We start from the raw sequence: 12,569 nt of genomic DNA on the forward strand, positions 1-12,569 counted from the left end.
ACTGATGGGGCAGATGGAACAATGGATCTCCGTGAGCGCTATACGACTCGACGGCAAGGTCACTCGTGACGAGATCTTCGAGGATCTCGGGGTCCGGGTGGAAAAGCTGCGTGCCGAGGGCATCATGCCCGGTCTCGGTACCGTCCTGGTCGGGGATGACCCCGGTTCGCAGTCTTACGTGAAGGGCAAGCACGCCGACTGTGCGCGTATCGGCGTGGCCTCGATCCGCAAGGATCTGCCGGCGGATGCGACGACCGAGGAACTGAACGCCGCGATCGATGAGCTCAACGGCGACCCCAACTGCACCGGCTACATCGTCCAGTTGCCATTGCCCGGTCATCTCGACGACAACGCCGCGTTGGAGCGCGTCGACCCGTCGAAGGACGCCGACGGTCTCCATCCGATCAATCTGGGGCGTCTGGTGCTGGGCAAGGAGTCGACGTTGCCGTGCACGCCGCGGGGCATCGTCCACCTGCTGAGGCGATACGACATCCCCATCAAGGGCGCACGGGTGACCGTCGTCGGGCGCGGGGTCACCATCGGGCGACCGATCGGTCTGCTGCTGACGCGGCGCAGTGAGAACGCGACCGTCACGCTCTGCCACACCGGCACTCGCGATCTTGCGTCAGAGGTGTCGCGGGCCGACGTCGTGATCGCCGCAGCCGGAGTCCCGCACCTCATCACCAAGGACATGGTCAAGCCGGGTGCCGCGGTCATCGACGTCGGGGTCAGCCGCACCGAGGCCGGACTCACCGGCGACGTCGCTCCCGACGTCTGGGACGTCGCGGGCCACGTGTCACCCAATCCCGGGGGAGTCGGGCCGCTGACCCGCGCTTTCCTGCTCGTCAACGTCGTGGAGCGTGCCGAAGCGCAACTCGCCGGTCGTGACGGGGCGGGACCTGTCGGGTGACCGGGACCAGTGCCGGTGGCCGCGTCGAGCGGATTCGGCACGCGCGGCAGGTCAGGCGCTATCTGGTTCAGATCCCATACTTCGTCGTATTGCTGGGCCTTCTGGTCGCCGCGGTGCTGGTGCTGTTCGACCGCTGGCGGCGTGGCGCATTCGTCTTCGGATCGGCGCTGCTCCTCGGCGCGGTCCTGAGGGCCCTGATTCCGTCTTCGCGAGCAGGACTTCTCCAGGTCAGAGGGCGTTTCTTCGACGTCGCGGCGATGGCGGCGACCGGCACACTCATTCTGTGGCTGGCGACGTCAATCGATCCGTTGGGCACAGATTGATTACAATAGATATCAACACGTGACCTGAGGCCCGAGGGGGCGCCAAGAGCTGGGGAGTACGTATCACTTCGACGATCAACACCGCCGACCCGACGATTCCGGATGATTCCACGTCGATGGGTGTCTCGGCAGGCGACGGAATGATCCATTACGTCCTGCTCACCCGCGACGACGTCGGGCGCAGCGTCGTGGACACCCGGGTGATCGACGTCGACCGCAGCGACGGACTCGACGTCGCCGGACGGGTGAACGCCGGGATCGACCTGATGCTCGGGGCCGCGCGCGACGCGGACCTGCGGGTCGGTCCGATCGGCGTCGCCGCACGCACCACCAAACAACGCTGGGAGCTCCAGTCGCGGGGCGCCGGTCCGCGTCGTCAGATCCACTTGGTCAACGACGACGAGGCCGTCGTCGCGTACCTGTCGGCGACCGGGCAGATCAACCGGTTCGAATCCGTGGTGGTCGTCGACTGCGGCGACACCGGGATGTCGCTGTACACCGTCGAACCCGCGACCAATCGGATCTCGGCGACGGAACGATCGCGCGCGCTGACCGGCCGTCGACTCGATCGGTCGATCGTCGGTCAACTGGTCGCCGACGACAGTGCCGCCGAGCCGACCGGAGCCCGGGTCCGTCGGCGTGCCCTCCTCAGTGCGTGCCGTACCGCCAAGGAGGAGTTCTCTGCACCGGGCCCGTCGGCGGCGGCCGGTTCGATCCTGCTCGCCGACGGTGGCGGGCACATGGCGCTCACCCAGGACACCATCGACGCAGCGGTCGCCCCGATGGTCGACGATGCACGAGAAGTGTTGGCGCGCTACCTGTCCGAGGGTGCCGATCGCGGCACACCGCCCCAGGCGGTCGTCCTGGTGGGCGGCATCGCCAACCTGCCTGCGGTGCGCGCGATGGTCGACCGTGAGCATGCGCTCGAGGTGGTCGTCCCCGAGGCCCCCGAACTCGCCGCATCCATCGGCGCGGCGATCCTGGCTCGGACCAAGACGGCTGCCGACAGTCCGTCCCGGCTCGCGTTCATCGGCGGAAAACGGAATCGCGAGTGGCTCTCCGCGACGCCACTGGCCGTCGTCGGCGCCATCATCGCCGCGGCGATGATGACGATCTTCGCCGTGAGTTCCTCGCTGACCGGGCAGAACGAGCCTGCTCCGTCGTCGACCGCCGCACCCACGACCTCGTCGACGACCTCATCTTCGGCGGTCACGACCTCACAGGCCCCGCAACAGCCCGCCACGACGACCACGGCGGTCGCACCGCCACCGGTTGTCCAGGTCCCGACCGAGGAACAAGTGGTGCCGACCACCCGTCAGCCCGAACCGCGGTGGAACGAATCACCCGGATGGGCCACCACCGAGTTGCCGCCCACCACGCAGCAACCGGATCAGCCCTCGACGACCACGCGGACACTCTTGCCGTATCCGCTTCCGTCGCTGCCGTGGCCTACCGGCACCCGGCCCACGCCGACGATCCCGCCGGACCTGTTGCCTCCCGGTTTCCAGCCGCAGACGACCCAGCCGACACCCCCGCCGCCCGAGCAGGCGCCTGCGACGACCACATCGCCCCGGGGAGCACAGCAGCGGGTGACACCCACGGCACCGACGTCGGAGGACTCGACCGAGGCGTCGTCGACCAGCACGCCGGTGCCCTCGCGGTAGGGTCCGGCCGGAAGTCAGCTGCGGGCGAGTTCGACGGTCTGCTTGAGCAGATCGCTGATCGCGTCGAACTCGGTGAGGAACCCGTCATGACCGTTGTCCGAGTGGACTACCTGCAGGCCACCGACGCAGTTGCCGAGCAGTTCGGCGAGCTCGACCTGTAAGCGCAAGGGGTACAGGCGGTCCGAGACGATGCCGCCGACGATGACGGGCACCTGACACCGGCTCAGTGCGGCCTCGATGCCGCCTCGGTCGCGACCGACGTCGTGGTGGTTGAGGACGTTGCTCAGCACCACGTAGCTGCCGGGATCGAAGCGACCGATCAGTTTGTCGGCCTGATGCTGCAGATAGCTGTCCACCGCGTATCGGCCGCCGGTCAGTGGCTCCTCGTCTCCCTGAGGCTGATCGGCGAACCGCTGATCGAGTTCCGCCTCTCCCCGGTACGTCAGGTGGGCGATCCGTCGTGCCACGCCCATGCCGGTCGACGGCACGCGCCCGGTGCCGTGGTAATCGCCGCCCTGCCAGTCGGGATCGGCCTTGATCGCCGCGATCTGTGTTGTCTGCGTACCGATCTGGTCAGCGGTCGCCCTCGCGCCGACGGCGAGGACCAGTGCGCTGCGGACCATCTCGGGATATTCGATCGCCCATTCCAGGGCGCGTGCGCCACCCATCGAGCCGCCGATGACGGCACCGATCCCGGCGATGTCGAGGTGCTCGAGGAGCAGTCGCTCCGCGCGGACCTGATCCAGGACGGTGATCTGCGGGAATCGTGAACCCCACGGTCGCCCATCGGGATCCGGCGACGCGGGTCCGGTGGATCCCCGACAACCGCCGAGTACGTTGGCGGAGATGACGCACCATTCGTCGGTGTCGATCGCGCAGCCGGGGCCAATGAGTCCGTCCCACCAGCCCGGGGAGGGATGCTCCGCGTTCGACGGCCCGGTCACATGCGAGTCGCCGGTGAGGGCATGCAGAGTGAGGATGACGTTGTCGCGGGTCGGCGACAACGTCCCCCAGCGCTGGAAGGCCAGGGTGACGTCGTCGATCTGCCCGCCGTTGTCGAGCGAGACCGAGCCGATCTGCATGCTGGACGTCGTCCCGTCTGGTAACTGCTCCCAGTCGGGCCGGTCAGCTGACTCGGTCTTCGGTTCGATACTCACCGACACGTTTCACTCACTCTGCGCTGCACCTCGGTTCCCCTGTCTCCGTTGATCTCCGGTTATCGTGCCGCCGCCGCGAACCCCTGCTCGAGGTCGGCGATGATGTCGTCGATGCCCTCGATGCCGACGGCCAGGCGTACCAATCCGGGGGTGACGCCCGCGGCGGCTTGTTCCTCGGGCGTCAGCTGGCTGTGCGTTGTCGATGCGGGGTGGATCACCAGCGACCGTACGTCACCGATGTTCGCGACATGACTGTGCAGTCCGAGGGCATCCACAAAGCTCTTGCCGGCGTCGACGCCGCCGGTGATCTCGAACGAGACGATCGCACCTTGTCCCTTGGGGAGCAGCTTCTGTCCGCGTTCGTACCACTCCGACGACGAGAGTCCTGCGTACGCAACGGATTCCACCTGTGCGTGCTGCTCGAGGAACTCGGCGATGCGCTGGGCATTGGATACGTGGCGCTCGACGCGCAGGCTCAGCGTCTCGAGGCCTTGTGCCAGCAGGAAGGCGTTGAACGGGGAGATCGCGGCACCGGTGTCGCGGAGCCATTGCACCCGCGCCTTCAATGCGTAGGCGGGTGCACCGAGGTCCGCGAAGACCGCGCCGTGATAGCTCGCGTCCGGAGTGGTGAAACCCGGGAAGAGATCCTTGCCGTCGCGCTGGGCCCGCCAGTCGAAGGTGCCACCGTCGACGATCACGCCGCCGATCGCGGTGCCGTGGCCGCCGATGTACTTGGTGGCCGAGTGCACGACGATGTCGGCACCGTGCGCCAGCGGATTGAGCAGGTACGGCGTGGCGACGGTGTTGTCGACGATCAGTGGCAGCTGATTACGGTGCGCGACCTCGGCGATGCCCTCGAGGTCGAGGATCTCGTTGTTGGGGTTGGAGATCGTCTCGCCGAACAGGGCTCGCGTGTTGTCCTTGATCGCGGCCTGCCACGAGTCGAGATCCTCCGGATCGTCGACGAAGGAGACCTCGATGCCGAGCTTCGGCAAGGTGTAGTGGAAGAGGTTGTACGTACCGCCGTACAGACGCGGACTGGACACGACGTGTCCGCCGTTCTCGACGATGTTGAGGATCGAGTACGTCTCGGCCGCCTGCCCGGAGGCCACCAACAGTGCCGCGACACCCCCTTCGAGTGCGGCGATGCGCTGCTCGACCGCGTCCTGCGTCGGGTTCATGATCCGGGTGTAGATGTTGCCCGGTTCGGCGAGGCCGAACAGATTGGCCGCGTGCTGCGTGTCGTTGAACGTGTATGACGTGGTCTGGTAGATGGGCAGCGCACGTGCGTTGGTCGTGGCATCGGCGGACTGACCCACGTGAATCTGCTTGGTCTCGAAACTCCAGTTGTCGGCTGGATTGTCGACTGGATCAAGGGTGCCGTCGGGGACGTCAGACATGATTGTGTCATCGCTTTCTACGGTCGGCAGGGTGCAACGACCCTGGTGGGGTCCGACCTTCGGACCCGCGCTTGCCGGGGAACTCGAACCCGAGTTCCTCAACCCGGTCATCACCCGGAGCACCCCACCGCGGATGGAGGGTTGCCGATCAGCAAGCCGGGGCTTTGCGCTGATGCTCATGACCTGGCGTCAAGGATATAACACGGCTCCGGCGGCGCGAGAACCCTCCTGATCGCAGTGATCCGATCTGACCACGCCTGTCGTCTAAAGGAATGAACTTCCTGTCTTGCGTTGGCAAAACTCCAGTTAGAAATCGTTAGCATCACTAACGAGGATTCGGGTTTTGGGATCATGCATTTACCCTGTGACCAGCCCTGGGGACGCGTATCCGGTCCGATTCGCGCCAGGCCGGACGAAGGCCGAACGTATGACAACCCGCTTCCCGATGTCGCGTCGGGCCTCCGTTGTGCTCATCGCCGTGTGCTCGAGCCTGGCCGTCGTCGCGGCGTTCTGCATACCTGGGGCCGTCGGCACCGCCGCCGCCGCCGATTGCGGCGGGGGCGCGGTCGTCATCGTCGGGGGGACGAACGATCCCGATGGCGCGGCGATGATCGGGATCAAGCAGCGATACAGCGGAACGGGACTGGACAACACGCTGGGCACCGGTGACGACACCGACTACGCCGGCGCTCCCTACCAGGTCATCTACGCCGACTATCCGACGACGCTCTGGCCGCTCGGCGCCGCCGGTTACGACGACAGCGTGGCTCAAGGGGAGGACGCGACGCGATCCGCCATCGCCACCTACCAGCAGGCGTGCGGCACGGACAAGCCAGTGGTCGTCGCCGGTTATTCACAGGGCGCCCGAGTCGCCGGCGATGTGCTGTCCGACCTCGGAAACGATCGGGACATGACGGGCGTACTCCTCGACGAGGAGGGCAACCCGGTCCTGGACGAGAACGGGGTTCCCGTCACCGCCACGATCGACACCACGCACATCACCGGCGAGCTTTACGCCGACCCGCGTCGTGACGGAACCGTCAACGGTGAGGGCATCGAGTTGGCGCTGATCGGCGTCATCCCCGGGCTGACGATGACCGGCCCCCGTGACGACGGTTTCGGGACCATTCCGGTGACCACGGTGTGCGCGGCCGGTGACCCGATCTGCGACCTCCCTGATCCGCTCCATGATCCGATCGGGGCGATCGACGGCCTGGTCGGCTACTTCACCAAGCACAATTACTACCCGTACCGCATGTACCTGGATCCGGCCGATTGGCCGACCACCGAATGTGCGGCCGGTTCGACCACCACCTGCATGGTTCCGCAGGATTCCGCGATCGTCGGCGTCATCCGTCAAGGTGCCGAGGCAATCGGGATCGACAGCGCCGAGATACCCGACTTCCTCGCCGGCCACTGGACCGTCGATCTGCCCGACGGCGCCTCGTTGGCGAACCTGCAGCCGCTGGTCCGACTGATCCAGGCGCAGCTGCCCCAACTGCCCGAGCTCGGCTACGGCGCCTACCTGCCGGACCTCTTCGTCTTCGAGGCGATCATCGACGGCATCGTCCACGGGGCGCCGGACGACGTCAAGGCCGGTGTTGCCGCGCTCGCCGCGAGCGCGAAGAGCATCATCCTGGCCCCGCTGAACTATGTGCGATTCCTGGCCGATCAGATCCCCGGTCCCCAGATGCTCGCCCCCGCCGGCACCGCGACCGTGCTGACGGCCGGTGCGATGGATGACCCGTCTGCAGGGGGCAGGGTCGCCGTTCTGCGAGCGGTCGCCACCATCGAGGAACCGCAGGGTGCCGACAGCGGCGCGCCGGCAACTGATCCCGCTCCGTCGGGTACCTCGTCTTCTGCGGCGTCGCAGGGCAACTCGGCTGCGGCGGGCTCCACGGCCGGCAGTGCTGCTCAGGGGCCGGCGGACACCTACACCCCACCCGCGGTCGCCGATACGGACTCGTCGGTCACGGATTCCGGATCGAGCGTCGAGAGCGGCACCGGTGTCACCGGGACCGACTCCACCGGCACGGGCAGCGCCGGCACCGGCAGCCCGGGCACGGGCAACACCGACACGAGCAGCACGGACACGAGCAGCACGGACACCGAAACCGGCAGCAGCGAGTCAGCCGGTGCGGGGTCCTCTCCGGCGTCGGAGAGCGCGGCGTACAGCGGCGACACGACGCCCGGAGACAGCGACACCGGCGACGACCGCGGGACCGGTCCGGCGGTCACGTCGGGGACCGGCGGTGGCACCGCCAAGAGTTCAGCATCCAGCACTGCCGGTGGTGACGACGGGGAGTAGCCCGGACGGTGCTGACTGCAAAGCGCCCCCGAAAAGCGCCCTCCTCACGAGCCTCGTTGCCAATAGGTCGACGAGGGTCGCGAGGAGGGCGCTTTTCGGGGGCGCTTTTGCAGCCCTCTCGAGGCTGCGCCGAGAGCCAGTTCGGGACGGTTCACGGCCCGACCACCCGTGCGCCTTCCAGCACCGAACGGCGGTAAGCTCGAAACTAGCAGTACGCGCGTTCTGCTATAGCGCTGATCGCGCGAGCGGATCACCTGCCGTACTACGTTTGGAATGCATGCAGCCCTGCCACAAGCACAGGGGCTGTCAGTCGTGCCGAGGAGGACGCAAAGCCGTATGGGCAAGATCAAGGTCGAAGGAACGGTCGTAGAACTCGACGGCGACGAGATGACCCGCATCATCTGGCAGTTCATCAAAGAGAAGCTGATCCACCCGTACCTCGACATCGACCTCGACTACTACGACCTCGGCATCGAATACCGCGACCAGACCGACGACCAGGTGACCGTCGACGCCGCGCAGGCCATCCAGAAACACGGAGTGGGCGTCAAATGCGCCACCATCACGCCCGACGAGGCGCGGGTGGAGGAGTTCGGGCTGAAGAAGATGTGGCGGTCGCCCAATGGCACGATCCGTAACATCTTGGGCGGCACGATCTTCCGGTCGCCGATCATCATCTCCAACGTGCCCCGACTGGTTCCCGGCTGGACGAAGCCGGTGGTCATCGGCCGCCACGCCTTCGGTGACCAGTACCGCGCAACGGATTTCAAGGTGCCCACCGGTGGCACCGTCACCATCACGTTCACCCCGGACGACGGCTCCGAGCCGATCGAGCACGAGATCGTGAAGATGCCCGACGAGGGCGGCGTGGTGATGGGTATGTACAACTTCAACAAGTCGATCGAGGACTTCGCCCGCGCATCCTTCAACTACGGATTGCAGCGGAACTATCCGGTCTACCTGTCGACCAAGAACACGATCATGAAGGCCTACGACGGCGCATTCAAGGACATCTTCTCCGACGTGTTCGAGAAGGAGTTCAAAGCGGAGTTCGACGCGGCCGGGCTGCACTACGAGCACCGCCTGATCGACGACATGGTGGCCTCCTGTCTGAAATGGGAGGGCGGCTACGTCTGGGCGTGCAAGAACTACGACGGTGACGTGCAGTCCGACACCGTCGCGCAGGGCTACGGTTCGCTCGGGCTGATGACCTCGGTGCTCCTGACGCCGGACGGCCGCACCTGCGAGGCCGAGGCCGCACACGGCACGGTGACGCGCCACTTCCGCCAGCATCAGCAGGGCAAGCCGACGTCGACCAACCCGATCGCGTCGATCTTCGCCTGGACGCGTGGCCTCGACCACCGCGGCAAGCTGGACAACACGCCGGAGGTCCGAGAGTTCGCGCAGAAGCTCGAGGACGTGGTCATCGACACCGTCGAGGGCGGCAAGATGACCAAGGACCTGGCATTGCTCGTCGGCGGCGATCAGTCGTATCTGACCACCGAGGAGTTCCTCGGCACTCTCGACGAGAACCTGCAGGCCGCCCTCCGAGACTGACTGCCGGTGCATGTCCGGCTCGGCATTCGGTGCCGGCGGCGAGGGACGATCGCCTGTGAACGAACTCACCCCGCGTTTGTGGAATCAGCACGTCGTCGCCTGAGGTTGGAGAAATGGTGTCCTCACCTCCCGGCCTCACGCAGGCGTCGTCCGCCCGCCCGCAGCGGTCCATCCGTCGGTGGGCCATCCTCGCCCTTGCGCTCGGCGGGTTCGGGATCGGAACCACCGAGTTCGTCGCGATGGGCTTGCTGCCGAACATCGCCGGCACCCTCGGCGTCAGCGAGCCGACGGCCGGTCATGTCATCTCGGCGTATGCGTTGGGGGTGGTTGTCGGCGCCCCGCTGATCGCGGCGCTCACCGCTCGCATGTCCCGTCGCACCCTGCTCATCGGCCTGATGGTCGCGTTCACCGTCGGCAATCTCGCGACGGTGCTCGCACCAACGTACGGATTGCTGATCGTCGCGAGATTCGTTGCGGGCCTGCCGCACGGCGCCTACTTCGGGGTCGCGGCCCTGGTCGCCGCGCATCTCGCCGGCCCTCGTGATCGGGCGAAGGCGGTCGGCAAGGTGATGCTCGGCCTGTCGGTGGCCAACGTCCTCGGTGTCCCGATGGCGACCTGGCTCGGCGAGTCTCTCGGGTGGCGGGTGGCCTTCGCGCTCGTCGTGGTGATCGGTCTGGCGACCATCGTCGCCCTGGTACGGAATCTCCCCGATCTGGCGGATATGCCGGTGACCAATCCGATCACCGAGCTCGGTGCGCTCGCACGACCACAGGTGTGGTTCACACTGCTCATCGGGGTGGTCGGCTTCGGCGGCATGTTCGCCTTCTACACCTATCTCAATTCCGCGCTGACGAATGTGACCGGCATATCGGTGTCGCTCGTTCCGGTCGCGCTGATGTTGTTCGGCCTCGGCATGGTCGTCGGCAACGTCGCAGGCGGGATCCTCGCCGACCGCAGCGTGCCGCTCGGGATCCTGATCGGACTGGTGGCCACCGGTGCCTCACTCGCGCTGTTCGCACTGATGCTGCAGAACGCCTGGGCGGCAATGTTCTTGAGTTTCGCGATCGGGTTGTCGGGAGCGTCCACCATCCCGGCCCTCCAGACCAGACTGATGGATGTCGCCGACGATGCGCAGACACTCGCCGCGGCTCTGAACCACTCGGCCCTCAATATCGCCAACGCGCTGGGTGCCTGGTTGGGCGGAGTGGTGATCGCGGCCGGTCACGGTTATCGGGCACCGTCGATGCTCGGAGCTCTTCTCGCGGCGGCCGGACTCCTGGTGTTGGCGCTCGCGTTGGTCACCCAACGGCGGACCGCGCGGGACCGGCAGTGCTCAGAGGTACCGGCGGAGGGCGTCGGCCTGTCCGCGTAACCGGCGAGCCGTCGACGCGCGCCGAAACGCCGACAGCGGTTGCGGCCCGCATGGGCCGCAACCGCTGTCGGAGCTGCAGAAATGTCTTGTGCCGAGGTCAGCCGACAGTGGGCGGCGTCGCGACCGTCTTCGACAGATAGAGCTGCTCGCCGAGCTTGTCCAGCAGCTCGAGCTGGGTCTCGAGGTAGTCGATGTGATCCTCTTCGTCCTTGAGGATGTCCTCGAGGATCTTCGCACTGGTGATGTCGCCCTTGCCCCGGCACATCGAGATGCCGGGCCGTAGCCGCTCGACCACCTCGATCTCCACCGCCAAGTCGGATTCGAACTGCTCGCGCAGGGTCTGCCCGATGCGCAGTGGCAAGATCTTCTGGTAATTGGGCAGAGCCTCGAGGAACAGGATGCGATCGGTCAGGGTCTCCGCGTGGTGCATCTCCTCGATGGACTCCGCGCGTGACTTGCCCGCGATCTCGGTGAGCCCCCAATTCGCTTGCATCTTGGAATGCAGGAAGTACTGGTTGATCGCCGTCAGCTCGCTCGTGAGCTGTTCGTTGAGTAGTGCGATCACCTCGTCGTCGCCGCGCATGACCGTGTCTCCGTTCGCCGTGGTAATGGGAACGTAGCACGCGTGAAGTCCCCGCGTCGGGCTTCCGGCGCGAGGTCGTCGAATCGACGTCAGATGACGTCCGTCATGCAGCAGTCGTGGCGGTGGCGGTCCTTTCGCTGACGATCTCGTGGAGTCGTTCGAGGCAGGTGCCGCAGCCTTCGCCCGCACCGCAACGTTCGCCGATCGCGTCGACCGACATCGCGCCGGACGAGCAGTGCTCATGGACCTCGTCTTCGGTCACCGCGCGGCAGATGCAAACGAACATTGTCTTCACCTCTTCGGGTCAGTTAGGTAAGGGTTGCATAAAGAGGACGCACAAAGCAAGGGTTGGCTTACCTCTGGTACGGGCGCACCACAACGGGGCGGTACCCTCGGACGCTGTGTCCATCACGATCAGCACCGTCAATGTCAACGGCGTCCGGGCTGCGGTGAAGCACCGTTCCGAGGCGAATCGAGGGCTTCTCGCATGGCTGGCCGACGCGGCCGTCGATGTCGTCGCGCTGCAGGAGGTCCGTGCGGACGAGGACCAGGCACGCGAGGCCCTCGCGCCTGCCCTCGACGACGGCTGGCACCTGGCCGTGAGCTCCTCGGTGGTCAAGGGGCATGCCGGCGTCGGCGTGCTCAGTCGACTGCCGATCGGGCAGGTCCGAATCGGGTTCGGCAGCAACGAGTTCGACCGGACCGGCCGGTATCTCGAAGTGGACGTCGAGGGTGCGGCTGAGCCTCTCACGGTGGGGAGCCTGTACCTCCCCAAAGGAGCGGCCGCGACCTCCGAGCCGAAGGACGTCGCGAAGTTCGACGAGAAGGTGCGGTTTCTCGACGAGTTCGGTCAGTACCTCCGGAAACTCGCCCGTCGTCGTCGGCAGGTCGTGGTCGGTGGGGATTGGAACATCGCGCACGCCGAGGCCGACATCAAGAACTGGAAGGGCAATCGGAAGAGTCCGGGATTCCTGCCGCATGAGCGGGCCTGGGTGGGTGACCTGCTCGACGAGGGATGGTCGGACGTGGCGCGCGACCTCGCTCCAGACGAGGAGGGGCCGTACACCTGGTGGTCATGGCGGGGTAAGGCCTTCGACAACGATTCCGGGTGGCGGATCGACTACCAGCTCGCCAACCGATCGTTGGCGCGGCGGGCGGTGAAGGCGACGGTCGACCGTGCTGCGGCCTACGACCTCCGGTGGTCGGATCATGCGCCGATGACCGTCGTGTACGACTGAGCGTTCCTGCCGACCTCTCCCGGAAAACCGGTCGCGGGCATCTGCGAAACTGGAGG

11 protein-coding genes and 1 riboswitch are annotated in these 12,569 nt (G+C 66.4%); of the genes, 7 read left to right on the forward strand and 4 right to left on the reverse strand.

Annotated elements, in window-relative coordinates; genetic code table 11:
• Positions 1–31 precede the first annotated feature (31 nt).
• From OVA31_RS19205 to OVA31_RS19215, 3 genes are all read left to right on the forward strand, one after another.
• On the forward strand, positions 32–910 hold the full coding sequence (locus tag OVA31_RS19205; protein ID WP_267628185.1) for a bifunctional methylenetetrahydrofolate dehydrogenase/methenyltetrahydrofolate cyclohydrolase: 879 nt from the start codon (positions 32–34) through the stop codon (positions 908–910).
• Positions 907–1,233, forward strand: coding sequence for a DUF3017 domain-containing protein (locus tag OVA31_RS19210; RefSeq protein WP_267628186.1), 327 nt, complete (start codon positions 907–909; stop codon positions 1,231–1,233). The genes OVA31_RS19205 and OVA31_RS19210 overlap by 4 nt, the downstream gene beginning before the upstream one ends.
• A gap of 116 nt (positions 1,234–1,349) precedes the next feature.
• Positions 1,350–2,897, forward strand: a complete 1,548-nt coding sequence (locus OVA31_RS19215; RefSeq protein WP_267628187.1) for an Hsp70 family protein — start codon at positions 1,350–1,352, stop codon at positions 2,895–2,897.
• 14 nt (positions 2,898–2,911) lie between these two features.
• Here OVA31_RS19215 and metX read toward each other — a convergent pair whose 3' ends face one another.
• Together metX and OVA31_RS19225 are read right to left on the reverse strand one after the other, a co-directional pair.
• Positions 2,912–4,060, reverse strand: coding sequence for a homoserine O-acetyltransferase MetX (gene metX / locus OVA31_RS19220; protein WP_267628188.1), 1,149 nt, complete (start codon positions 4,058–4,060; stop codon positions 2,912–2,914).
• A 53-nt stretch (positions 4,061–4,113) separates the two neighbouring features.
• Entirely contained in the window at positions 4,114–5,454 is a 1,341-nt protein-coding gene (locus OVA31_RS19225) for a bifunctional o-acetylhomoserine/o-acetylserine sulfhydrylase (protein WP_267628189.1), read from the reverse strand.
• 62 nt (positions 5,455–5,516) lie between these two features.
• Positions 5,517–5,638, reverse strand: a riboswitch (SAM riboswitch).
• A gap of 243 nt (positions 5,639–5,881) precedes the next feature.
• Here OVA31_RS19225 and OVA31_RS19230 point away from each other — a divergent pair.
• From OVA31_RS19230 to OVA31_RS19240, 3 genes are all read left to right on the forward strand, one after another.
• A complete protein-coding gene (locus OVA31_RS19230) occupies positions 5,882–7,762 on the forward strand; it encodes a PE-PPE domain-containing protein (RefSeq protein ID WP_267628190.1) in 1,881 nt (626 codons plus the stop codon).
• A gap of 336 nt (positions 7,763–8,098) precedes the next feature.
• Entirely contained in the window at positions 8,099–9,319 is a 1,221-nt protein-coding gene (locus tag OVA31_RS19235) for an NADP-dependent isocitrate dehydrogenase (protein ID WP_267628191.1), read from the forward strand.
• A 113-nt stretch (positions 9,320–9,432) separates the two neighbouring features.
• Complete coding sequence (locus OVA31_RS19240; RefSeq protein WP_267628192.1) at positions 9,433–10,692, forward strand: MFS transporter; 1,260 nt, start codon at positions 9,433–9,435, stop codon at positions 10,690–10,692.
• A gap of 97 nt (positions 10,693–10,789) precedes the next feature.
• Here OVA31_RS19240 and bfr read toward each other — a convergent pair whose 3' ends face one another.
• Positions 10,790–11,275 carry a bacterioferritin gene (gene bfr, locus OVA31_RS19245; RefSeq protein WP_267628193.1) on the reverse strand — a complete coding sequence of 162 codons (486 nt, stop codon included), beginning with the start codon at positions 11,273–11,275 and terminating at the stop codon, positions 10,790–10,792.
• Between the two features lie 103 nt (positions 11,276–11,378).
• Positions 11,379–11,561 carry a (2Fe-2S)-binding protein gene (locus OVA31_RS19250; RefSeq protein ID WP_267628194.1) on the reverse strand — a complete coding sequence of 61 codons (183 nt, stop codon included), beginning with the start codon at positions 11,559–11,561 and terminating at the stop codon, positions 11,379–11,381.
• Positions 11,562–11,676: 115 nt separating this feature from the next.
• On the opposite strand from OVA31_RS19250, the gene OVA31_RS19255 reads away from it, so the two are divergent.
• A complete protein-coding gene (locus tag OVA31_RS19255) occupies positions 11,677–12,513 on the forward strand; it encodes an exodeoxyribonuclease III (RefSeq protein ID WP_267628195.1) in 837 nt (278 codons plus the stop codon).
• Positions 12,514–12,569 lie beyond the last annotated feature (56 nt).

Source organism: Gordonia sp. SL306 (genome assembly GCF_026625785.1).
Taxonomy (GTDB): domain Bacteria; phylum Actinomycetota; class Actinomycetes; order Mycobacteriales; family Mycobacteriaceae; genus Gordonia.

Excerpts from the sequence above, each read along its gene's own strand:
- OVA31_RS19215 (WP_267628187.1), top strand. The coding sequence starts at position 1,350 with ATGGGTGTCTCGGCAGGCGACGGAATGATCCATTACGTCCTGCTCACC.
- OVA31_RS19225 (WP_267628189.1), bottom strand. The coding sequence starts at position 5,454 with ATGTCTGACGTCCCCGACGGCACCCTTGATCCAGTCGACAATCCAGCC.
- OVA31_RS19230 (WP_267628190.1), top strand. The coding sequence starts at position 5,882 with ATGACAACCCGCTTCCCGATGTCGCGTCGGGCCTCCGTTGTGCTCATC.
- OVA31_RS19235 (WP_267628191.1), top strand. The coding sequence starts at position 8,099 with ATGGGCAAGATCAAGGTCGAAGGAACGGTCGTAGAACTCGACGGCGAC.
- OVA31_RS19240 (WP_267628192.1), top strand. The coding sequence starts at position 9,433 with ATGGTGTCCTCACCTCCCGGCCTCACGCAGGCGTCGTCCGCCCGCCCG.
- bfr (WP_267628193.1), bottom strand. The coding sequence starts at position 11,275 with ATGCGCGGCGACGACGAGGTGATCGCACTACTCAACGAACAGCTCACG.
- OVA31_RS19250 (WP_267628194.1), bottom strand. The coding sequence starts at position 11,561 with ATGTTCGTTTGCATCTGCCGCGCGGTGACCGAAGACGAGGTCCATGAG.